A 21,807-nucleotide genomic window follows, 5' to 3' on the forward strand; every position below is an offset into this window, starting at 1 on the left:
GGCGGGGGCGCGACGTCGCCCGTCCGGCCCGCCTGCGCCGTCCCGTTTGCAGGACTCTTGCGTTGGGGTCGGTCTACCGGCCCGTTCGCAAGACTCTTGCGAACGGGCGTGCCGTCCCGTTTGCAGGACTCCTGCGTTGGGGTCGGACTACCGGCCCGATTGCAAGTCTCCTGCGAACGGGACAGGCGGTTGGCTCTCAGATCAGCCCACGTGCCCCGGGCGGCACCTGTCCGAAGCGGTGCAGCGTCCGGCTGATGGACTGCTCCCGCAGGCAGGTCAGCAGCTCGCGGCGGCCGTTGGCCAGCACGGGACCGGCGACGGCCGCGACGCCCATGGCCGCCAGTTCGTCGGGCAGGCTGCCCACCGAACCCAGCAGCCGCACCCGGGTGTCCCGGGCAGCGTCGGCAAGGTGTGCGGCCAGATCCACCACGCGAAGCCCAGCCAGCTCCTCCAGCACTGCCCTGCCCGGGCCAGTGGCGGAGAGTTGACCCTCCAGCCCGACCGAAACCGACGGCGCCAGCGAGACCCGCACCGGTGTGCCGGTCAGTTCGGCCGCCAGCAGCAGCCGGGCCAGCTCCGCCGGGCGGGCGCCGTCGCCGCAGTGGATGACGAGTTGGGGCACGCTGCGGTAGCGCAGCAGGTTGGCCTCGCTGCGCAGCCCGGCTAGGTCCTGGACCTGGCCCAGCTCGGTGGCGAAGGCGTGGGCGTCGCTGCCGACGGCGGCCGCCAGCCAGTCCTGCTCCGAGGGATCGACCAGCGGGGCGAGCCGCGCCGCCAACGCCCGCACCCGCGCCGGGGGGGTGCGCCGCAGGGTGGGCAGGCCGTCGGCCTCCCAGCTGCCCAGGCTCGCGACGTAGTTGGGGCCGCCCGCCTTCGCGCCCGGCCCGACGGCGGAGTCCTTCCAGCCTCCGAACGGTTGCCTGCCCACGACGGCGCCCGTGGTCACGCGGTTGATGTAGGCGTTGCCCACCTCCACCCGCTCCAGCCAGGTGGCGACCTCTGCGTCGTCGAGGCTGTGGATGCCGCCCGTGAGTCCGAACCTGGTGGCGTCCTGCCACTCGAGCGCCTGCTCCAAGTCGTGCGCGTGCATCAGCCCCAGCACGGGCCCGAAGGCCTCGGTGGTGTGGAAGAACGAACCCGGCCGTACCCCGCTGCGGACGCCGGGACGCCACAGCCGCCCCGTCCCGTCCAGCTGCACCGGCTCCACCACCCAGCGCTCCCCGGGCTCGAGGGTTGTCAGCGCCCGGAGCAGCTTCCCGTGGGGTGGCTCTATCACGGGGCCGACGGTGGCGCCCAGGTCATCGGGCCAGCCGACGCGCAACGAGCGGACGGTGTCGACGAGTTGCCGCTCGAACCTGGCGGAAGTGCCGACGGATCCCACCAGGATCCCGAGCGACGCGGCGGAGCACTTCTGCCCGGCGTGCCCGAACGCGGACCTGACGAGGTCCTGCACCGCCAGGTCCAGGTCCGCCGCGGGGGTGATCACCAGCGCGTTCTTGCCCGAGGTCTCCGCGTGCACGGCCGGCCCGCCCGCGCGGCCGGTGCGCCAGGTCTGGAACAGTCGGGCGGTGTCGACCGCACCGGTCAGGACCACCAGGTCCATGTCCGGGTGGGACACCAGGCGACGGCCCGCGTCGCCCTCGCCGGCGCGCAGCACCTGCACCACGTCGTCGGGGATGCCCGCGGCCCACAGCGCCTCGACGGCGATCTCGGTGCAGCGCTCCACTCCCGGGGCGGGTTTGATGACCACGGCGGACCCGGCTGCCAGTGCCGCCAGCACACCGCCGATGGGGATGGCGACGGGGAAGTTCCACGGTGGCGTCACGAGCGTCACCCGCGGTGGGGTGAAGGCGGTGCCGTCGGTCATGGGGTGGCCGGCGCCCAGGTCCTCGGCCGAGTCCGCGTACCAGCGGGCGAAGTCCACGGCCTCGCTGACCTCCGGGTCCGACTGCTCGATGGTCTTGCCGCCCTCGGCCGCCATCGCGGCCACCAGCTCGCCCCGTCGCGTCTCCAGCTCCCGCGCGGCGCGGCGCAAGTGCTGGGCACGCCGGGCGGGGGAGTCGGCCGCCCAACCTGCAGCGGCGGCCAGGGCGGTGGCGACGGCGGCGTCCACGGCCGTGACGTCGGCCTCGGGGCTGGTGGGCTCGCCCGGGTCTCCCAGCACCACCTCCGCCGCCCAGGCGCGGGTGGCGGCCAGCGCCGGGTCCGAGTCCGGGGTGTTCGCGAACCGGTCCCCGACCTCCGGGCGTTCTCCGGTTCGTCGGGGCGCCGTCGGGGTGTCGGCGGCGGCTGCCAGTGACTCCCGGAACCTCGTCTCCTGCCGGGCCATGGGGGAGTCGGGACCGGTGGCGGTGCTGAAGGCGGCGTGCAGGTAGTTCTGCGGCTGGGCGTTCTCCTCGAGCCGCCGCACCAGGTAGGCGACGGCGACGTCGAAGTCCGCGGGCGCAACGATGGGGGTGTAGAGCACCATGGAGCCCACGTCGTCGCGCACCACCCGGGCCTCGGCCGGCGCCATGCCCTGCAGCATCTCGGCGTCCAGCCGGTCGGTGACGTCGCGGCGTTGGGCCAGCAGGTGGGCGGCGGCGACGTCGAACAGGTTGTGGCTGGCCACGCCGAGGCGCAGCACCGAGGTGGCGTCGGGCCGCAGCAGCCGCTCCACCAGGCGCAGGTAGTTGGCGTCCACGTCGGCCTTCGAGTCGTAGGGGGCCTGCGGACAGCCGTGCACCTCCGCCTCCACGGCCTCCATCGCCAGGTTGGCGCCCTTGACCAGCCGGATCTTGATGGCCGCCTGCCCGGCCTCGCTGCGGCGGTGCGCGAACTCCACCAGGCGCTCGGCCGCGGCCACGGAGTCCGGGAGGTAGGCCTGCAGCACGATCCCCGCCTCCAACGGGGCGAACTCCGGCTCGCCGAGGAGCGCCTCGAACACCGCGAGGGTGACGTCCAGGTCCCGGTACTCCTCCATGTCCAGGTTCACGAAGGCGTGCGGCTGCCGGCGGGCGGCGGCGCGCAGGATGGGACGCAGCCGTTCGGCCACCCGCGCGACCGTGCCGGGCAGGTCCCACGTGGAGACCTGCGGGGCCAATGCCGAGACCTTCACCGAGACGTAGTCCACGTCGGCGCGTGCCAGCAGGGCGACGATGCGGGCGGCCCGGTCCGCGGCCTCCGCCTCGCCCAGCACGGCCTCGCCGAGGAGGTTCACGTTGAGCCGGTTCCCCTCCCGGCGGGCCCGCTCCAGGTGGTGTCCCAGCGCCGGGTCCCTCGCGTCGACGACGAGGTGGCCCACCAGTTGCCGCAGCCGACGCCGCGCCAGCGGCACCACCAGCCCCGGTGCGAGTGGGGCCAGCCGCGCCCCGACGCGCAGCAGCAGCCGGTCCAGCGGGGGCAGGAAACCGGCGTCGGGCAGCCGGAGCCCGGCGAGGGCCGTCGCGGCGGCGCGGGTGTCCTCAGGGCGGGCCACCTCGTCGACGAACTTCACCGCCAGCGCCAGCCCGTCGCGGTCCCGCAACAGGCCCGCCAGCCGGGCGCCGGTGGCCCGTTCCCGCTCGGTCTCCTCGGCGGCGGCGCGCTCCCGCCACCGCGCGGCGAGCCGGACCGCGTCGTCGGCCAACAGGGTCAGCTCCGATGCGTCCATGCCTCCAGTCTCGCCCCAACTGGGCGCTGTCGGTGGGGACTGGCAAAGTTGGGTCGTGGACTGGAACTGGCTGCTCGAGCGCGACGAGGTGGTGGCACTGCGCCGTCGCGGGGCCGGTGCCGGTGCGACGGGGCAGTGGCCGCAGTGGCTGCCGGCCGCGGCCGTGGACAGCATCCGCGCGGCCGAGATCGAACAACCCTGGCAGCACCAGGCCGAGTTCGCCGAACTGGCCTTCGCCGGCCGGCACGCCGCCATCTGCACACCCACCGGCTCGGGCAAGTCGCTGGCCTACCTGATGCCGGTGATCGCGGCGACGACGGAGGGCCGCTTCGGGTGGGAACTTCCCGAGGCGCGCAGCTTCGCCAAGCCCCGCCACACCGCCCTCTACCTGGCGCCCACCAAGGCGCTCGCGCACGACCAGTACCGCGCCGCCCGCGAACTCGCGCCCAAGGGCTGGCGCGTGGGGACCCTCGACGGTGACTCGGAGCAGGGCGAGCGCCGCTTCGCCCGCGAGCACGCCCAGTTCGTGCTGTCCAACCCGGACATGCTGCACTTCTCGGTGCTGGCGAACCATGAGAAATGGGCGCGGTTCCTCGGCGGCCTGCGCTACGTCGTCGTCGACGAGGCACACCGCTACCAGGGCGTCTTCGGTGCCCACGTGGCAGCCGTGCTGCGCCGGCTGCGGCGGCTGTGCGCGCTGTACGGGACCAACCCGACGATGCTGCTGTGCTCGGCCACCGCCCCCAACGCCGCGGAGTTCGGGGGAGCGCTGATCGGCGAGGATGGCGTCGAGGTGGTGGACGAGTCCACCGCGCCCACCTCCGCCCGCACCGTCGCCCTGTGGCAGCCGAAGGGCTCGCTGAACCACGACACGTCGCAACTGCTCGCCGGCCTCTCCGACGACGGCGCCCAGACACTGGCGTTCGTGCCCAGCCGGGCTGGGGCCGAACTGGTGGCCGTCGGGGCGCAGGAGGAGGCCCTCGAACCGGAGCGGATCGCCTCCTACCGGGCCGGGTACCTGGCCTCGGACCGGCGCGGGCTGGAGGCGGCGCTGCAGTCCGGCGAGCTGCGCGGGCTGGCCACCACGAACGCGCTGGAGCTGGGGGTGGACGTCTCCGGGGTGGAGGCGGTGCTGGTCTCCGGCTACCCGGGCAAGCTGTCCTCGTTCTGGCAGCAGGCCGGCCGCGCGGGGCGGGCGGGGCAGGAGTCGCTGGTGGTGCTGCTGGCCCGCGAGAACCCCCTGGACACCTACCTGCTGGCCCACCCCGAGCTGGTCTTCGACGCCCCCGTCGAGCACGCCGTGTGCCACCCCGGCAACCCGCACGTGCTGGGCCCGCACCTGGCCGCCGCCGCGCAGGAGCACCCGCTCAGCGCCGAGGACGAGCGCTGGTTCGGCCCGCAGACCATGGCACTGGTGGAACAGCTCACGGTGCAGGGCGTGCTGCGGGACCGCGGCGGCCGCTGGTTCTGGACGCGCCCGGACCGGGCGGTGGACTTCATCAACCTGCGTGCCACCGGCCCGGCGCCCATCGAGATCATCGAGCGGGAGACCGGCCGGGTGCTGGGGATCGTCAGCGACGAGGCCGCCGACCGCACCGTGCACCCCGAGGCGGTCTACCTGCACCAGGGCGAGACCTGGGCCGTGACGGACCTGGACCGCGACGAGCACCAGGCCCTCGTCACCGCAGTGCGGCCCCACTACTACACGCAGGCGCAGTCCACCTTCGACATCGAGGTCCTCCGGCAGTCGCGGCGCCGCGAAATCGGCGTCACCGAGGCCGGCTTCGGGGACGTGCTGATCACCTCCCGGGTGGTGGGTTACCTGCGCCGCGACGAGGTCACCCACGACGTCCTCGACGCCTCCGAACTGGAGATGCCCAAGCGGCAGCTGCGCACCCAGGCCGTGTGGTGGACCGTGCCGCGAGAACTGGAGCGCGTGCTGCGCTGGCCGGCGCTGCGGATGGGAGCCGCGGCCCACGCCATGGAACACACCGCCATCGGACTGCTCCCGGTGTTCGCACCCTGTGACCGCTGGGACATCGGCGGCGTCAGCACCGCCGCCCACCCGGACACCGGGCTGGCCACCATCTTCGTCCACGACGGCATGGACGGCGGCTCCGGCTTCGCCGCCCGTGGCTTCGAGGTCCTCGAGGAGTGGCTCGCCGCCACGCTGGAGCGGCTCGACACCTGCCGGTGCGACGACGGCTGCCCGGCCTGCGTCGTCTCCCCGAGGTGCGGCAACGCCAACCAGGTGTTGGACAAGGCCGACGCCACCTCCCTGCTGCGGCAACTGCTCGGCGCCGACTGACCCGCGCGGCGGGCACCCGCCGGCCAGCGGTGAACGGACGGTCCCGGGGTGATTACAGACCGTTCCGCGGGACTTATCCACAGCCAGTAATTCCCGTGACGGATCACCCCTTCGAAATCCCAGAGTGTGGGGTGCCGCGGGTGAAGGGCACCCGGGCACCTTGGAGAAGGGACTGACCATGACCAACCACAACATCGCCGACGAGGCGCTCGGCCGCGTGCCCGCCGTCGCATCCCCGGACAGCGAGGGAGCCGTCGAGACCGCACCGCGCAGAGGACGGGCGCGCCGCCTTGCGGAGCGGGGCCTGACCACCATCGAGTACGCCATCGGCCTCGTGGCCGCCGCCACCGTCGCGCTCACGCTGCTGCGCATCTTCGACGACAACCGGTTCTTCGAGATCCTCTGGGAATGGGTGGTCGGCATCTTCGACATGCTCGCCGGATGAGCAGCGGGCCCGGGGCGGCGCCGGTGGGCGTCGCCCCGCGCCGCCTCCCCGGGCTCCGCGAGCGGGGGCTGGTCACCGTGGAACTCGCAGTGGGTTTCGTGACGGCCACCCTGCTCGCCGCCGTGCTCGTGGGGGTGGTGATGTTGGGCGTGGCCCAGGCCGCCTGCGCCCGGACCAGTTCGGAGGTAGCCAGGCAGCTCGCACGCGGCGACGCCGTCGCGGCGGAGCGGGCCGAGGAGCAGGCGCCGGCCGGTGCCCGCGTGGCGGCCCGCGACGTCGATGACGGCGTGGAGGTCACGGTCGAGGTGCCGGTGGACGTGTTCGGGATCGGGGTGGTGGAGGTGGCCGACACCTCTTGGGCCCGCTACGAGAACGGCGCCCAGCCATGAGGCGGCACGACGAGCGGGGCGTCGGCACCGTGCTGACCGCCGGCGTGGCGATGGTGCTGCTCACCGTGGCCACCGCCGCCTGCATCCTCGCCGGTTGGCTGGCGCAGGTCACCGCCACCCAGGACGCGGCGGACCTCGCCGCACTGGCGGGTGCCTCCGCGATGGCCGAGGGGCTGGATGCCTGCGAGGCCGCCGACGGTGCCGCCCGGGTCAACGGCGCCACGGTGACGCGGTGCCGGGCGGTGGGGGACCGGCGCGCGTTCGTGCTGGAGGTCAGGGTCCGCGCCCCCCTGAGACCCACCCTGCCCGGGCTGCCGGAGGAGGTGGTGCGGGGGGCGTTCGCCGGGACGGGCTGAGGGGCTGGCGCGTCAGCGGTACTCGAACTCCACCGGCACCCCGGCCGCGGCGGCGTCCCGGTCCCGGGTGCCGGCCACCAGGAACCTGCCGGGTGGGGACGAGGCGCCGACCGTTGAAGTGACCTGTCGGATCCTGGGCTGGAACCGGGTGCTGGCAACCAGGTACTGCTTTACGGCGCCCGAGGTCATTCGGATCCGGACCACACGAGGGTCCACCGCCACCGAGCGGACGGTGTTGAACAGCCGGAACAGGACGACCCCAACTGTGGCCACGAGCCAGACTCCGGCCGACCATGCCAGTGCGGAGTCCCCGCGGACCTCCAGCGGACCGGCGAGCAGTGCCAGCGCCAGCAGGGCCAGGTAGAGCCCGTAAAGCGGTGGCGCGCCGAAGCGCTTCACGAGGTTCCAGGTGGGTGTGGTGAACTCGAGACTGCTGGGGTCCGGGCCGCTCGGCAGGGGAGGTGTCCGGATCGTCAGCTCCAGTCGATCCGCACCACGCCCGCGGCGGCGGTCCCGGCCTGCTCCAGGAGGTGGGCGAACTGGTCGTAGCTTTCGAACATCTTGCGGTAGGTGCCGATCCCGAGGTCGTAGACGACGCGCTCGTCGGCCTTCGTGAGGATCTTCGCGGAGCGATTGATGAATTCGCCCTGCGGCTTGATCTGGATCACCTTGAGGTCTGAGTAGTTGAACGTCCTGTCGTCGAAGGACACCCAGGTGGGTGCCACGACGATCTGCTTGGGCAGCTTGTCCGCGCGCTTGCGCATCACCAGCACCGGCGCCACGAGGATGAGGGCGAACAGGATGAACCCGCCCAGCACCACCCACGGGAGGTAGGGCTCGACGTTGTCCTCGGTGCTGATGCCCCAGGCGACGAAGGTGCCGAGCAGCAGGATGATGCCCGCCAGCACGTAGAAGGTGATGTTGAACTTGCGCAGCGGCTTGCGGGAGATCTCGAAGCGCTGCGGCTGGAAGTTCAGCGGCTGCCTGCCCACCGCCGCCGGTGCACCGGGAGTGCCCGGAGCCCCGGGGGAGTGTGGGGCGTTCGGCTGGGCGCCCACGGAGCGGCCGGTGAGCCGGTTGACGAGCTCGTTGAATTCCTCGGCCTCGAAGGCGATGGTGTGGGTGTCCGTGCCGTGCGGGCCCACGATCTCGAGGGCCCGGGTGGTGCCGACGTGCTGTCCCCGGTTCATCTGGTGGGTGAGCTTGGGGGCGAACTGGTTCTCACCGAGGCGGTACTCCTTCACGCCGCCGGCCAGCATGTGGATGCGCAGTGCCTGACCGTCGAGTTCGATCCGCTTGATGGTGCTGAACAGGGTGCTCATCACCATGCCCACCGCCACCACGGCGCCGATGCCGAGCGCGATCGGCATCACCCGCGTGGGCGTCCAGTTGCTGAAGCGGCTGATCAGCCCGTAGGTGACCAGCACCGCGGCCAGGCCGACTCCGACGGCGATCGCGAAAGCCAGGGCGATCTTGCCGGGCTTGGCGACTAGTTCGAACTTGTTCACGGCGGCATTGTGGCATCGAACGGGTTCGCTGTCGCCCAACTAGTGTTTGCCACATGCACCCGGACACCACTGCCCTGCGCCACCGCCTGAACGAGATCGGCTACACCGTCGACGCCGTCCTGGACCGGATCGGAGAGGCCGGGCAGGAGGCCCTCGGCCGCAACACCACCCTCGCCGCGGACGTCGCGCTCGGCGATGCCATGGACCCGTTGGCCGTGCTCATCCGGCTGTTCCTGCTGCAGCAGGCCGTGCCCGCAGAGCACGTCGCCGCCGCGCTCGACCTGAGTGACCTCGTCGCCCAGGACGTGCTCCGCCTCGACGGCGACGAGGTTGTGGCACTCCTGGACATCCGCCCCTACGACTCGCCCGACGACGGCGCCTCCGGCTTCCTGGCCAGCGACCTCACTCCCGGCATGGACTCGGCCACCTCCGCCACCCGCCCCGACTACGTCCTAGGCGCCTCGCCCGCGTCCCTCACCCTCGCCCAGCTGATCGTGCGCGACGACGTCGGCTCGGCCCTGGACCTGGGCACCGGCTGCGGCGTGCAGGCGCTGCACCTCGCCCGGCACTGCGGGCGGGTGGTTGGCACCGACCTCAACGAGCGCGCCCTCGAATGCGCCCGGCTGACCGCGGAACTGTCCGGGATCGACGTGGACCTGCGCCACGGCTCCCTCTACGAACCCGTGGCCGGGGAGCGCTTCGACCTGATCGTGTCCAACCCGCCCTACGTCATGAGCCCACCCGGCGACGACGGGGACCGCCTCACCTACCGCGAGGGCACCCACACCGCCGACGGCCTGGTGGAGGCCGTTGTCCGGGGCGCGGCCGAACACCTCAACCCCGGCGGCACCGCCCAGTTCCTCGTCAACTGGGCCGTCACCGCGGACCAGCAGTGGACCGAGCGCCTGCGCGGCTGGGTGGCGGGCACCGGCCTGGACTGCTGGGTGATCGAGCGGGAGCGGATGGACCGCTACTCCTACATCGAACTCTGGCTCACCGACGCCGGTCTCGCCGGCTCCGAGGAGTGGCTGCCCGCCTACCGCCGCTGGCTCGACTACTTCGACGAACTGGGCATCGAGGAGGTTGGCATGGGCTGGATCATGCTGACCGCGGCCGGCCGCCAGGAACCGCAGTTGCGGTTCGAGACCTGGCCCCACGCCGTCGTACAGCCCGTCGGGCTCGCGTTCGCGCAGGACCGGGCCGCCGTCGACGCGTCGCTGCTGCCGCTGGCCGAGCTCCTCGCAGCCACGCCACGGCTGGCCGACGTCAAGCAGGAGACCATCGGTGAACCCGGCGCCGCGGACCCGCAGCACATCGTGCTGCGGCAGCGCACCGGCCTGCTGCGGGCCATCGAGGTGGGCACCGCGGAGGCGGCCGTCCTGGGTGCGCTCGACGGCGAACTCACCGTCGGCCAGGTGCTCGCCGCCGTGGCGCAGGTGCTCGAGGTGGACGCCGCCGAACTGGCCGCCGAGGTGGTGCCAGTGATCCGCGACGCCCTGCGCGACCAACTGCTCGTGCTCGGACCCGAGGGCGAGGCGCTCGAGGAGGAGCCCGACGTCGTCGGAGCCTTGAATTAAGTCTTGACTTAAATAAGCTGCTGCTTAACAATGGTTCCCATGCACGCTCTGGACGTCCTGGGGGACCCCGTGCGGCGGCGGGTCCTCGAACTCCTCGCCGACGGGGAGCTCGGCGCGGGTGAGATCAGCGCCCGGGTGGGGGAGGAGTTCGGCATCAGCCAGCCCGCCGTCTCGCAACACCTCAAGGTGCTGCGGGACAACGGGTTCGCCACCGTCCGCGCCCAGGGCACCCGGCGGCTCTACGCCGTCGACGGCCGCGGTCCCACCGAGGCCCGGCAGTGGCTGAGCGCCTTCGAACGCTTCTGGCTGCCCAAGCTGGACGCACTCGGCACCGAACTGGCCCGGGGCAGGCGCCAGCGCCGCCTGGCCGAAGAGAACAACAAGGAGAACTGACATGGTCGACGTCATCGCACAACTGGGAGCCGTCTCCCGCGCAGTGGTCACCGAGGAGCGCGACGGGGAACCCGCCCGCGTGCAGAGCCTCGAACAGACCTACCCCTCGCCGATCGAGGACGTGTGGGAGGCCGTCACCCACGCGGACCGGATCGAGCGCTGGTTCATGCCCGTCGAGGGCGAACTCGCGCTCGGCGGCCGCTACCAGCTCCTCGGCAACGCCGGCGGCACCGTGCTGGAGTGCACGCCGCCGTCGGACGGCAGCGCCGGTTACCGCATCACCTGGGAGTTCGGCGGCGGCATGAGCTGGGTGTCGATCTCCCTGGCGGGGGAGGGCGATTCCACCCGGCTGGTGCTGGAACACGTCGCCCGCGAGGCCGACGTGCCGCAGGAGATGTGGGACACCTTCGGGCCCGGTGCCACGGGCGTGGGTTGGGACGGTGGGCTGCTCGGGCTGGGCCTGCACCTGGGTGCCACCGCCGGGGAGCTCAGCCCCGCCGACGCCGAGGCCTGGGCCGGGACCGACGAGGGCAGGCAGTTCTATCGCGGCGCCGCCGACGCCTGGGCGGCCGCGCACGTCGTCGCCGGGGCCGACGCCGCCGTCGCGGCCCGCAACGCCGACGCCACCTACGGCTTCTACACCGGCCAGCCCGCCTGACCCCAGCGCGACACTGTCGCGCAGGCCGCCGACTGCAGACGCGTGCGCAACAGTGTTGCGCTGGCGCCATCGGACCCAGCGCAACACTGTTGGGAAGGGCGTCGTCAACCACCCTCTGCGCAACACTGTTGCGTTGGCGTCATCGGTCTCGGCGCGGCTGCCGGCCCGACCCCCGCATGTCCGGTGCGAGGGGCTCTGGGACGGACCACTGCGACGCGTCGGCTAGCATTCCAATCGTCCTGCCCCCACGAATGGAAGAAGTTGCATGGCCGACAAGCTGAAGCGACTCGTGATCGTCGAGTCGCCCACGAAGGCGACCAAGATCGCCGGATACCTCGGTGACGGGTACATCGTGGAGTCCAGCCGCGGCCACGTCCGTGACCTCCCCACCGGCGCCGCAGAGGTGCCCGCCAAGTACAAGGGCCAGCCGTGGGCCCGCACGGGGGTCAACGTGGACGAGGGGTTCCAGCCCCTCTACGTGGTGGCAGCCGACAAGAAGGCAACCATCAAGGACCTCAAGACCAAGCTCGCAGGGGTCGACGAACTCCTGCTCGCAACCGATGGCGACCGCGAGGGCGAGGCCATCGCGTGGCACCTGCTGCAGGAGCTGAAGCCCAAGGTCCCCGCCCGCCGGATGGTGTTCCACGAGATCACCCCCAGCGCCATCGAGGAGGCGGTGAAGAACCCGCGCGAACTGGACACGGACCTGGTCGACGCGCAGGAGACCCGCCGCATCCTGGACCGCCTCTACGGCTACGAGGTCTCCCCGGTGCTGTGGAAGAAGGTCATGCCGCGGCTGTCCGCCGGGCGCGTGCAGTCCGTCGCCACCCGCCTGGTGGTGGCCCGCGAGCGGGAGCGGATCGCGTTCGTGCCCGCCTCCTACTGGGACCTCGACGCCGTGCTCGACGGCGGCGCGCAGGCCGAGCCGCGCAATTTCCCGGCCCGCCTGACCACGGTGGGCGGCAACAAGATCGCCCAGGGCCGTGACTTCGATTCCGACGGCAAGGTCACCAACGCCACCGCCGTCATCCTCGACGAGGCGGGCGCCAACTCGCTGGCCGAGGCCATCAAGGCCGGCAGCCTGTCCGTCGCCTCCGTCGAGGCCAAGCCCTACACCCGGCGCCCCTACGAGCCGTTCCGCACCACCACGATGCAGCAGGAGGCCGGCCGCAAGCTGGGCTTCACGGCGCAGCGGGCGATGTCGGTGGCGCAGGAGCTCTACGAGAAGGGCTTCATCACCTACATGCGTACCGACTCGGTGACGCTCGCGGCGTCGGCCATCCAGGCCGCCCGCAAGCAGGTCTCCGAGCTGTTCGGCGACTCCTACCTGCCGGAGAAGCCGCGCTTCTACGCCTCCAAGGTCAAGAACGCCCAGGAGGCGCACGAGGCCATCCGCCCCGCCGGCGACACGTTCCAGCACCCGGACCGCACCGGCCTGCACGGCGACGCGTTCAAGCTGTACCAGTTGATCTGGCGCCGCACCCTGGCCTCCCAGATGGCCGACGCGCGCGGCGAGCAGATGACCGTGCGCATCGACGCCGAGCTGGGCTCCCCGGTGGAACTCGCCACCGGCGCCGTCACCGAGGCCGAGCTCACGGCGTCGGGACGCACCATCTTGTTCCACGGCTTCCTGAAGGCCTACGTAGCCGGTTCCGACGACGCGGCCGCGGCCTCCGACGACTCCCAGACCCGCCTCCCGCAGCTGGCGCAGGGCCAGGAGGTGCACGCCGAGTCGGTGACCGCCGCCGGCCACGAGACCAAGCCGCCGGCGCGCTACACCGAGCCCTCGCTGGTGGCCAAGCTCGAGGAGCTGGAGATCGGGCGCCCGTCCACCTACGCGTCGATCATCCGCACCATCACCGCCCGTGACTACGTGTTCAAGAAGGGCTCCGCGCTCGTGCCCACGTGGCTGGCGTTCGCGGTCACCCGACTGCTCGAGGAGCACTTCTCCAAGCTCGTCGACTACAAGTTCACCGCCGAGCTGGAGGACCTCCTCGACGAGATCGCCGCCGGCGACGCAGACCGGCTCAAGGTGCTCACCGAGTTCTACCGCGGCCCCGACGGCTCCGAGCACCAGGGCCTGCACGCCCTGGTCAACGAGCTGGGCGACATCGACGCCCGCGAGCTGTCCACCTTCCCCATCGCCGACTCCGGCATCAACGTCCGGGTGGGGCGCTACGGCACCTACCTCGAGGACTCCGAGGGCAAGCGCGCCAACGTGCCCGAGGACGTCGCCCCCGATGGCCTCACCGTCGCCTACGCGGAGGAACTGCTCAGCCAGCCGCTGGACGCGGAGCACGAGCTGGGCGTCGATCCCGACACCGGCCTGATGGTGGTGGCCAAGAACGGCCGCTACGGCCCCTACGTCACCGAGGTGCTGCCCGAGGACGCACCCAAGAGCAAGAAGCCGCGCACCGGTTCGCTGTTCAAGTCCATGAGTCTGGACAGCATGGACCTCGAGACCGCCAAGAAGCTGATGAGCCTGCCGCGCGTGGTGGGAACCGACGCCGAGGGCGTGGAGATCACTGCGCAGAACGGCCGCTACGGCCCGTACCTGAAGAAGGGCACGGACTCGCGCTCGCTGACGTCGGAGGAGCAGATCTTCGACATTACCCTCGACGAGGCGCTGGCCATCTACGCCCAGCCCAAGCAGCGGGGCCGGGCGGCCGCGGCGCCGCCGCTGAAGGAGTTCGGCGCGGACCCGGTCTCCGGAAAGCCCACGGTGCTCAAGTCCGGACGGTTCGGCCCCTACGTCACCGACGGCGAGACCAACGCCACGCTCCGGCGCGACGACGACCCGGCCACGGTGACCCCCGAGCGGGCCTTCGAACTGCTCGCCGAGAAGCGCGCCAAGGGCCCGGCCAAGAAGCCGGCCCGCAAGAAGGCGCCGGCGAAGAAGACCACCACCCGCAAGCCGGCCGCCAAGAAGACCGCCGAGTGAGCTGAGGACCTCGCATGGGCAAGAAGCACAAGTCAGCGTTGCGGTTCCACGTTCCGTTCACGGCGACTGCGCCGCCCATGACCTCCCGGTCCGTCGGCATCGCGCGGCTGGTGCAGCGCTCCGGCGGCGCCACTGACAGTGGCGTGACCATCATCGACGCCCCGGACAACCGACTGCTGAGGGCCGGGGTGGTGGTCTCCCACCACATCGCCGACGGCGTGGGCACCTGGGTGCTCGAGGCCCCGGCCTGGGTGCCGAGGCTGCCCAAGCACCGCTCAGTCCCGGTGGGGGCCACCGAGTTGCCGCCGGAGTTCGCGGCGCTGGTGCGTCCCATCGCCCGCGGTGCCGTCCTCGGCCCCGTGGCCGCGTTGGACGTGGAGCGCACCGAGTACGCGATGCTCACCGACGACGGCGAGACCCTGGCCGACATCTTGGACGAGAAGGTGGCGGTCCGCCGCGGCGGCGTCACCACCGCCCGCTACCGCGAGACCACCATCGCGCCCGTGGGCCAGTTCACCCCGCAGCAGCGGGAGTTCGTGCTGTCCTCCATGCTCTCGGTCTCGGCGACGCCTGTGGACGCGTTCCCGTCCCTGCAGCAGCGCCTCGGGCCGCCCGCCACCGGCATGACCGACTTCCCCGAACCCCAGCCCGTCGGCCGGGACTCCACCCTCGAGGAGCTCGTCACCGCCGTGTTCGCGCGCGACCTGCACGACCTCGTGGAGGTCCTGCTGGACCTTGCCGCCGTCCGCCCCGACGACGTGGACAGCCTGAACCGCCAGCTCACCACCGTCGCCCGCAACGTCCGCGGCTTCGCGCACGCCCTGGACCCGCAGTGGTGCGAGCGGGTGCAGGAACTCGTGGCGGGCGTCCCGTTCGAGAGCGCCACCGACGCCGTCCCCGTCGCCCTGCGGGTGGCCGACGCGCTGGTCGGCGCGGTGCACGCGCCCAGGCTGGGGGACAACTCCCAGGACCTGGCCGCCCCGCTGCTGCACCGTCGGGCCGAGCAGGGCGTCTACATCCTCGCCGACCGGTGCCGGGCGCTGGAGGAGTCCTCGCCCGACAAGCAGTGGGCCGCCGCCCTGCAGGCGGCCGAGCAGCTGGCCGTCTCCGCTGCGGTCGCCTCGCTGCTGCCGGGCAAGCCGCTGACCAAGATCGTGCGGCTGCTCGACGAGCTCAGCACCCACCTGCGCTCCTGCGTCGCCCCCTCCGACGAGCCCGTCGACCTCGAGGGACTCACCGTCGAGGAGGCCTTCGACGAGGGGATGCGCACCGAGCGCCGTCGGTTCACGGTCATCAGGTCCCGGGCGAAGTTCGTGGCCCAGTGGCCCGAGCGGATCGCGAAGCTGCGCAAGTTCCAGGAGAAGGCGAAGAAGAAGCGATGAGCGGCGCCTTCATCGTCCTCGAGGGCGGCGACGGGGTGGGCAAGTCCACGCAGGTCGACGCGCTGGTCGAGTGGCTGGCCGCGCGCGGAGTCCGCCACGTCAGGACCCGGCAGCCCGGCGGCACCGAGCTCGGCGCCAAGCTGCGCAGCCTCGTCCTGGACCCGGCCACCGGCGACGTCGCCCCCCGCGCCGAGGCGCTCATCTACGCCGCTGACAAGGCACAACACCTGATGCAGGTGGTGGAACCCGCGCTGGCCGACGGGGCGGTGGTGGTGTGCGACCGCTACGTCGACTCGATGATCGCCTACCAGGGCGCCGGCCGGGTCCTCGACGTCGCCGAGGTGGAGGAGGTCGCCCGCTGGGCCACCCACGGCCTCCGCCCGGACCTGACCATCCTGCTGGACACCGAACCGGGGGACGCCGTTGGCAGGATCGCGGAGAAGGACCGCCTGGAGGGTGCCGGGGACGAGTTCCACCGCCGCGTGCGCGCCCACTTCCTGCACCTGTCCGAGCAGGACCCGGAGCGCTACCTGGTGGTGGACGCCCGACTGCCGATCCCGGAGGTCACCGCGGCCATCACCGCCCGGCTCGGGACTCTGCTGGACTGTGGCTGAGCGAACTGTCGGTGGGGGCTGGCAGGATGGTTCCGTGACTGTTTGGGATGAGCTGATCGGCCAGCTCAAGGCCGTCGAGGTGCTGCAGCGTGCCGTCTCCGGCGGCCGCCACTCCATGACGCACGCCTGGCTGTTCGTCGGGCCCCCCGGGTCCGGCCGCTCCAACGCGGCGAAGGCGTTCGCGGCGGCGCTGCAGTGTGAGCGCGGCGGCTGCGGGGAGTGCAACGACTGCCGCACCTCGCTGTCCGGTGCCCACCCGGACGTCACGCTGCTGCGCACCGAACAGCTCTCCATCGGGGTGGAGGAGGTCCGCCAGCTGGTGGGCCGAGCCAACGTCTCCCCCGTGAACCGGCGCTGGCAGGTGGTGATCGTCGAGGACGCGGACCGTGTCACCGAACGCGGCGCCGACGCCCTCCTCAAGGCCCTCGAGGAACCCGCGCCCAAGACGGTCTGGCTGCTGTGCGCGCCCAGCGCCGACGACGTCATCGTCACCATTCGCTCCCGCTGCCGCCAACTGCAGCTGGTCACCCCCGGCATCGACGCCGTCGCGGACCTCTTGGTGCGCCGCGACGGCATCTCGCCCGCGCTGGCCGCCCACTGCGCCCGCGCCGCCCAGGGCCACGTCGGCCGGGCCCGGATGCTGGCCCGCTCGGAGTCGGCCAGGATCCGCCGCAACGAGATCCTCACCCTCCCCGGGCGCCTGCACAGCGTCACCGACTGCCTCACCGCGGCGGAGAACCTGGTGGCAGCAAGCGCCGACGAGGCCGCCCAGGCCACCGCCGACGTCGATGCCAAGGAGATGACGGACCTGCAGGCCGCACTCGGCATGGGTGGCCGGGGCGCCAAGCCCCGTTCCGCGCAGGCCGCCGTCAAGGAGCTCGAGGACCAGCAGAAGATGCGCGCCAAGCGGATGCAGCGCGACGCCCTGGACAACGTCCTCACGGAGCTGACCGGCTTCTACCGCGACGTGCTGGCTGTCCAGACCGCCCCCGGGGTGGAGCTGATCAACTCTGACCTCGCGGACCAGATCAGCCCCATCGCGCGCCGCTCGACGGGGGAGCAGACCATCCACGCGCTGGACGCCATCCTCGAGGCGCGCACCGCGCTGGAGACCAACGTCGCACCCCTGCTGGCCATGGAGGCCCTGATGGTCAGCCTCGCCGAGGCCGGCCGCACCACCGTCTGAGGCCGTTCGTGGGGCGCCGCGGCGCACGAGTGACCCGCCGACGGCGTGTGGCACCGCACCTCCGGCGGGCTTGGGTGGGAGGATGATTCCAACTCACCCGGAGAAGGAACCACCATGTCCACACCACAAGAACCCGATTGGGTGCGTCAGGGAACGCCCCGCGACGTCGATGCCGAATGGAACGATGAGCAGAGCGAGTACGGGACCACTGTGAGCCCCGTCGAGTGGGACGACTACTCCAGCGAGCAGTCCGTGCCGGTCGAGCGGCCGCGCCCCGTCGCGCAGCCCCCGGTGGCCGCCCGGTCCGCCGACGAGGTGGCCGACGAGCAGCCTGTCGCCGATGAGGCGACGCAGGCCGCGGCTTCGGACGAGGCCACGGACGAGACCTCCGACGACGCCGCCGAGTTCGGCGCGCCGCTCGAGGACCAGCCGGTCCTGCCCGAGGACGCCGCAGAGGACTCGACCGTGGACCCGGTTGCAGCCGACCAGCCCGTCGAGGACTCCGCACCCGAGGAACCGACCCTCCATGAGCCCGCCGAAGAGGTGGCGCCCGAGACGGGCATCCCCGCACCGGTGGGGGTCCCCGGGTTCGAGCGCCCCGAGGACGAGGCCCCCGCCGAGTCCTTCGAGGAGGAGACCCTGGACGAGCCGGCCATCGACGACTACGACGAGCCCGGCGACGACGCACCCGTCGCCGCCGATGCCGATCCCTACGACGAGCCCCTCGTGTCCGACGAGCCCGTCGCCGAGGACGAGTCCGCCGTGACCGACGAACCCGTCGCCGAGGACGTCGTCGTGGAGGAGGAACTCACCGTTTCCGAGGAGGCCGCGCCGGTGGCCGACACGGATCCCGAGGGCGAGACCCTCGTGGAGGAGACCGACGTCGTGGAGGAGGAGGTCGTGGACGAGCCCGGGGACGACTACGACCCCGACGCCACCCGCGTGACCCCCGCCGTCGACACCACCGACGAGGACGCCGAAGCGGCCGACGAGGACCCGGACGCCACCCGCGTGGTGCCCGTGGCCGTCGGCGCTGCCGGGGCGGCGTCGGTGGCAGGGGCCTCGCCCATTCCCGACGACCTCTACCGAACCGGCGAGACCGCCGTCATCGACGACCGGGAGGCCCTCGCGGCCCGCGCCCGGGAGGCCGACGAGGCGGAGGCCCGCGAGCGCGAGCTCCAGGCCCAGTTGGACGCCGAGCGGCGCGCCCGCGACGAGCGCCTCGGGGTGGTGGCGACGTCGTCGGAGAACGAGGTCCGGGACCCGGCCACCGCCTACAAGGTCTCCACCGACCGCTTCTTCGGCAGCCTCGGCCTGTTCGTGCTGCGCCTGGTCACGGCCGCCATCCTGGGCGTCACCGGCTACCAGGTGCTCACCGGGGTGGACCGCACCACCGAGTTCCTGTCCCAGACCGCCATCCCCGAGCCGCGGCTCGTGACATGGATCGTCGGCTTCACCCTCGGCGCACTGGCGCTGCTGCTGGTGATCGGACTGATCCAGCGCGTGGTGGGCGTGGTCCTGCTGCTGCTCAGCATCGGCTCGCTGGTGTTCATCCGCTGGGGCGCCTTCAGCCCGTTCGTCGACGGCCGCGAGGGCTTCCTCGGTGACAAGACGCTGCTGCTGGCCGCCGTCGGCTTCGTGCTGATCGGTGTCGGTGGTGGGCTGTGGGGCGTCGACGGTGCCTTCCGCCGCGCCCGCGCCGCCGCCAAGGCCGAGAAGAGCTGACCGGCCCTGCCGCAACTGCGAACCCGCCCGTCGTCACGCACGACGGGCGGGTTCCGTCGTCGTCGGGGGCGCTCAGGGCGGGGGTGGTTGAGTCGTCGGGCAGAATTGGGATCGACGTGACGCCTTTCATGGGAGAGCAATGAAGAAACGACGCAACTGGGTCAACGGGGCACAGGTGCTGTGTGTGGTGCTCGCCATCGGTCTGGTCGCGTCGTTCTTCATCGGCGGACTCTTCGGCGGCGGCGCCCCCGCGGACCAGCCCGTCGAGCCGCAGGAACCCACCACCCAGACCGGTGAACCCGTGGGCGAGGGCGATCTCCAGCCCGGCGTCCCAGCCGTCCCCGTCGCCGAGCACGAGACGTGGGACATCGAGGAGGAGACCAACCCGGACCGCCAGCTCGACTACGAGCCCACCGAGGATCCCGCCGTCGAATTCCAGGACGCGCCCAGCAGCGACCTGACCGGCTACTGGACCCAGACCGTCGACTGGCAGCCCTGCAAGGAGGGCGACCTCTGCGCCACCGTCCTCACCCCGCTCGACTGGGAGGACCCGGGTGCCGCGGCCATCCAACTGAAGGTGCGCAAGTCGCCCGTCGAGAACCCCACGCAGGACCCGATGTTCCTCAACCCGGGCGGCCCCGGCGTCGGCGGCCAGTACATGGTGGACAGCGTCGGCGACCGTTGGCCCAGCTACGACAAGATCGCCTGGGACCCGCGCGGCACCGGCGAGTCCACCGCGGTGCAGTGCGGCACCACCGAGGAGATCGACCAGGCATACGCGCTCGACGGCTCACCCGACGACGAGGCCGAGAAGCAGGCCCTCGAAGACGGCTGGAGCGAGTTCGCGCAAGGCTGCCGCGACGCCTCCGGTGACCTGCTGGACCACCTCACCACCATCGAGGTGGTCCGCGACATGGACCTGCTGCGCCACCTCGTCGGCGCCGCGAAGCTGAACTACCTCGGAGTGTCCTACGGCACCTACCTGGGTGCCATGTACGCAGAGCTCTTCCCCGAGCGCACCGGCCGGATGGTGCTGGACTCGGCCGTCAACATCACCGACGACGAGAGCGCGCCCAACCAGATCGAGGGCTTCGAACTGGCCCTGCGCAACTACGCCGACTGGTGCGCGGGCGAGGACCGCTGCACCTTCGGCTCCTCCCAAGAAGAGGTGATGGGCAGCATCGGCGACTGGCTCGCCGGCCTCGACGCCAACCCGGTGCCCGTGGGGGACCGCGAGCTCACCCAGACCCTCGGCACCGTCGGCGTGATGCTGTTCCTGTACTCCGACGAGGAGGCCTACGAGGCGCTCACCTACGTCGTCATGGAAGCGATGGAGGGCCGCGCCGAGGAACTCCTCAAGGCCGCCGACAGCCTCAACATGCGCGGCGACCCGGCCATCGGAGCGTTCCCCGCCATGCGCTGCGGCGACTGGCCCGACGAGGGGATCGAGGCGGCCCACGAGTGGTTCGAGGAGGTCAAGCCACTCGCTCCAACACTGGCCCCGAACTCCGGCATGGACCTCGTCTGCGAGACCTGGACGGCCGACTCCGCACCGCTGCTGAAGCTCACCGGCGAGGGTGCTGCACCGCTGCTGGTCATCGGCACCACCGGCGACTCCGCCACCCCCTACGAGCACGCCGTTTCCATGGCCGAACAGCTCACCTCCGGCGTCCTGGTCACGATGGACGGCGCCGGCCACGGCTCCGCCACCGGCGACAACGAGTGCCTGCAGGACGTCCTGACCAAGTTCTACGAGGACGGCACCGTCCCCGACGATGGCGTCACCTGCAGCTGATCCACCTCTGAGGGTTGAGCCTGGGCCAGTCTTCGTTCCAGCTCCTCGCGCGTGAACGGGGCCACTCCCGCCGTGGGTGAAGAGAGTGTGTCGGTGAGGTGGCGCAACCCGAACAGTCCGGCTCCCAGCGCCGTCGCGAACTCGTCCAAGGACGACGCCACCACCAGCGGGGCCACGTGCAGCTGCTCGCCGAGTTCACGCGTCAGGTGCGGCAGGAAGTGATCGGCCAGCGGGACCAGTGCCCCACCGATGGCCACCACGGCCGGATCCATCACGGAGATGGCGAACGTCAGGGCGGGCGTGATGGATTCCACGTAGGCGACAGCCCCTGCCAGGGCGGCGACGTCGCCCGACAGGGCTGCCCGGACGCCGTCCCCGAGTGGGTCGTTGCCGGAGGTGAAGGGCGCGAGCCAGGCCGTCCGGTCCTCGGTGGGCAGCAGGGAACTCATCGACATGTCTCCCGCCATCCCGTGCGCGCCATGCCGGGGTGCGCCCCCGATGAGCAGGCCCAGAGTGGGGCGGCGACCAAGGTGAACCAGCAGTGCGTCGTCATGCCCGCGGGTCGCCCCGACGGTGTGCTCCGCCCACAGGGCCGCCCGAACGTCGTTCACCACCAGCGCCCTGCCGGGTAGGACGTCGGCGAGCAGTTCTGCGGGGTGCCGACCCTCCCACTCGGGCACGGCCACGGAACGCAGCACCCGGCCCGCCCGGTCCAGTCGGCCGCCGACGGCGAGCATGGTGAGCCAGACCTCCGATGCGCCGGCGTCCCGGATGGCCGAGGAGACAACCTCGGCCACGAGGTCGAGCCGTTCCCGCACCCGTGCTGCCGGCGGCCCGCCGAGATCTGGGCCGCAACCACCGTCCACCGGGACGGGCGGTTCCACTCCACGAGGGGTTGG

General features: G+C 72.0%; 17 protein-coding genes. 13 read left to right on the forward strand and 4 right to left on the reverse strand.

The window, feature by feature from the left end; all coding sequences use genetic code 11:
* Nucleotides 1-196 precede the first annotated feature (196 nt).
* The gene (locus ACYU7G_RS07720) at nt 197-3,631 is read right to left on the reverse strand and encodes a proline dehydrogenase family protein (protein ID WP_461106453.1); all 3,435 of its coding nucleotides are present in this window, start codon (nt 3,629-3,631) and stop codon (nt 197-199) included.
* A 55-nt stretch (nt 3,632-3,686) separates the two neighbouring features.
* Here ACYU7G_RS07720 and ACYU7G_RS07725 point away from each other — a divergent pair, with 55 nt between their 5' ends.
* The 4 genes from ACYU7G_RS07725 (at nt 3,687) to ACYU7G_RS07740 (ending at nt 7,129) form a co-directional block, all read left to right on the forward strand.
* Entirely contained in the window at nt 3,687-5,939 is a 2,253-nt protein-coding gene (locus ACYU7G_RS07725) for a DEAD/DEAH box helicase (RefSeq protein WP_461106455.1), read from the forward strand.
* Between the two features lie 178 nt (nt 5,940-6,117).
* The gene (locus tag ACYU7G_RS07730) at nt 6,118-6,384 is read left to right on the forward strand and encodes a DUF4244 domain-containing protein (protein ID WP_461106457.1); all 267 of its coding nucleotides are present in this window, start codon (nt 6,118-6,120) and stop codon (nt 6,382-6,384) included.
* The gene (locus tag ACYU7G_RS07735) at nt 6,381-6,773 is read left to right on the forward strand and encodes a TadE family type IV pilus minor pilin (protein ID WP_461106459.1); all 393 of its coding nucleotides are present in this window, start codon (nt 6,381-6,383) and stop codon (nt 6,771-6,773) included. Before ACYU7G_RS07730 ends, ACYU7G_RS07735 begins: the two co-directional genes overlap by 4 nt.
* Nucleotides 6,770-7,129, forward strand: coding sequence for an Rv3654c family TadE-like protein (locus ACYU7G_RS07740; protein WP_461106462.1), 360 nt, complete (start codon nt 6,770-6,772; stop codon nt 7,127-7,129). The genes ACYU7G_RS07735 and ACYU7G_RS07740 overlap by 4 nt, the downstream gene beginning before the upstream one ends.
* Before the next feature lie 12 nt (nt 7,130-7,141).
* On the opposite strand, the gene ACYU7G_RS07745 is transcribed toward ACYU7G_RS07740, so the two are convergent.
* Both ACYU7G_RS07745 and ACYU7G_RS07750 read right to left on the reverse strand, forming a co-directional pair.
* Nucleotides 7,142-7,528 carry a hypothetical protein gene (locus ACYU7G_RS07745; RefSeq protein WP_461106464.1) on the reverse strand — a complete coding sequence of 129 codons (387 nt, stop codon included), beginning with the start codon at nt 7,526-7,528 and terminating at the stop codon, nt 7,142-7,144.
* A 74-nt stretch (nt 7,529-7,602) separates the two neighbouring features.
* Nucleotides 7,603-8,637, reverse strand: coding sequence for a hypothetical protein (locus ACYU7G_RS07750; RefSeq protein WP_461106466.1), 1,035 nt, complete (start codon nt 8,635-8,637; stop codon nt 7,603-7,605).
* A gap of 14 nt (nt 8,638-8,651) precedes the next feature.
* On the opposite strand from ACYU7G_RS07750, the gene ACYU7G_RS07755 reads away from it, so the two are divergent.
* The 9 genes from ACYU7G_RS07755 (at nt 8,652) to ACYU7G_RS07795 (ending at nt 20,908) form a co-directional block, all read left to right on the forward strand.
* Entirely contained in the window at nt 8,652-10,214 is a 1,563-nt protein-coding gene (locus ACYU7G_RS07755) for a DUF7059 domain-containing protein (protein WP_461107261.1), read from the forward strand.
* Between the two features lie 39 nt (nt 10,215-10,253).
* Complete coding sequence (locus ACYU7G_RS07760; RefSeq protein ID WP_461106468.1) at nt 10,254-10,607, forward strand: ArsR/SmtB family transcription factor; 354 nt, start codon at nt 10,254-10,256, stop codon at nt 10,605-10,607.
* A 1-nt stretch (nt 10,608) separates the two neighbouring features.
* Nucleotides 10,609-11,265: an SRPBCC domain-containing protein gene (locus tag ACYU7G_RS07765; protein WP_461106470.1), complete on the forward strand. Its 657-nt coding sequence runs from the start codon at nt 10,609-10,611 to the stop codon at nt 11,263-11,265.
* 265 nt (nt 11,266-11,530) lie between these two features.
* Nucleotides 11,531-14,206: a type I DNA topoisomerase gene (gene topA, locus ACYU7G_RS07770; protein WP_461106472.1), complete on the forward strand. Its 2,676-nt coding sequence runs from the start codon at nt 11,531-11,533 to the stop codon at nt 14,204-14,206.
* A 14-nt stretch (nt 14,207-14,220) separates the two neighbouring features.
* Nucleotides 14,221-15,588, forward strand: coding sequence for a CYTH domain-containing protein (locus ACYU7G_RS07775; RefSeq protein ID WP_461106474.1), 1,368 nt, complete (start codon nt 14,221-14,223; stop codon nt 15,586-15,588).
* Nucleotides 15,585-16,202, forward strand: coding sequence for a dTMP kinase (gene tmk / locus ACYU7G_RS07780; RefSeq protein ID WP_461106476.1), 618 nt, complete (start codon nt 15,585-15,587; stop codon nt 16,200-16,202). The genes ACYU7G_RS07775 and tmk overlap by 4 nt, the downstream gene beginning before the upstream one ends.
* A 34-nt stretch (nt 16,203-16,236) precedes the next feature.
* On the forward strand, nt 16,237-17,388 hold the full coding sequence (locus tag ACYU7G_RS07785; RefSeq protein ID WP_461106478.1) for a DNA polymerase III subunit delta': 1,152 nt from the start codon (nt 16,237-16,239) through the stop codon (nt 17,386-17,388).
* A gap of 114 nt (nt 17,389-17,502) precedes the next feature.
* The gene (locus ACYU7G_RS07790; RefSeq protein WP_461106480.1) at nt 17,503-19,113 is read left to right on the forward strand and encodes a DoxX family protein; all 1,611 of its coding nucleotides are present in this window, start codon (nt 17,503-17,505) and stop codon (nt 19,111-19,113) included.
* A 139-nt stretch (nt 19,114-19,252) separates the two neighbouring features.
* The gene (locus ACYU7G_RS07795; protein WP_461106482.1) at nt 19,253-20,908 is read left to right on the forward strand and encodes an alpha/beta fold hydrolase; all 1,656 of its coding nucleotides are present in this window, start codon (nt 19,253-19,255) and stop codon (nt 20,906-20,908) included.
* Here ACYU7G_RS07795 and ACYU7G_RS07800 read toward each other — a convergent pair.
* Complete coding sequence (locus ACYU7G_RS07800; RefSeq protein WP_461106484.1) at nt 20,863-21,792, reverse strand: ROK family protein; 930 nt, start codon at nt 21,790-21,792, stop codon at nt 20,863-20,865. The genes ACYU7G_RS07795 and ACYU7G_RS07800 overlap by 46 nt on opposite strands.
* Nucleotides 21,793-21,807 lie beyond the last annotated feature (15 nt).

The sequence above is a fragment of the Tessaracoccus terricola genome, assembly GCF_054776555.1.

Bases quoted from the DNA above. Each gene is read 5' to 3' on its own strand.
- ACYU7G_RS07720 (WP_461106453.1), bottom strand. From the start codon at position 3,631: ATGGACGCATCGGAGCTGACCCTGTTGGCCGACGACGCGGTCCGGCTC.
- ACYU7G_RS07730 (WP_461106457.1), top strand. From the start codon at position 6,118: ATGACCAACCACAACATCGCCGACGAGGCGCTCGGCCGCGTGCCCGCC.
- ACYU7G_RS07735 (WP_461106459.1), top strand. From the start codon at position 6,381: ATGAGCAGCGGGCCCGGGGCGGCGCCGGTGGGCGTCGCCCCGCGCCGC.
- ACYU7G_RS07740 (WP_461106462.1), top strand. From the start codon at position 6,770: ATGAGGCGGCACGACGAGCGGGGCGTCGGCACCGTGCTGACCGCCGGC.
- ACYU7G_RS07760 (WP_461106468.1), top strand. From the start codon at position 10,254: ATGCACGCTCTGGACGTCCTGGGGGACCCCGTGCGGCGGCGGGTCCTC.
- ACYU7G_RS07765 (WP_461106470.1), top strand. From the start codon at position 10,609: ATGGTCGACGTCATCGCACAACTGGGAGCCGTCTCCCGCGCAGTGGTC.
- topA (WP_461106472.1), top strand. From the start codon at position 11,531: ATGGCCGACAAGCTGAAGCGACTCGTGATCGTCGAGTCGCCCACGAAG.
- ACYU7G_RS07775 (WP_461106474.1), top strand. From the start codon at position 14,221: ATGGGCAAGAAGCACAAGTCAGCGTTGCGGTTCCACGTTCCGTTCACG.
- tmk (WP_461106476.1), top strand. From the start codon at position 15,585: ATGAGCGGCGCCTTCATCGTCCTCGAGGGCGGCGACGGGGTGGGCAAG.
- ACYU7G_RS07790 (WP_461106480.1), top strand. From the start codon at position 17,503: ATGTCCACACCACAAGAACCCGATTGGGTGCGTCAGGGAACGCCCCGC.
- ACYU7G_RS07795 (WP_461106482.1), top strand. From the start codon at position 19,253: ATGAAGAAACGACGCAACTGGGTCAACGGGGCACAGGTGCTGTGTGTG.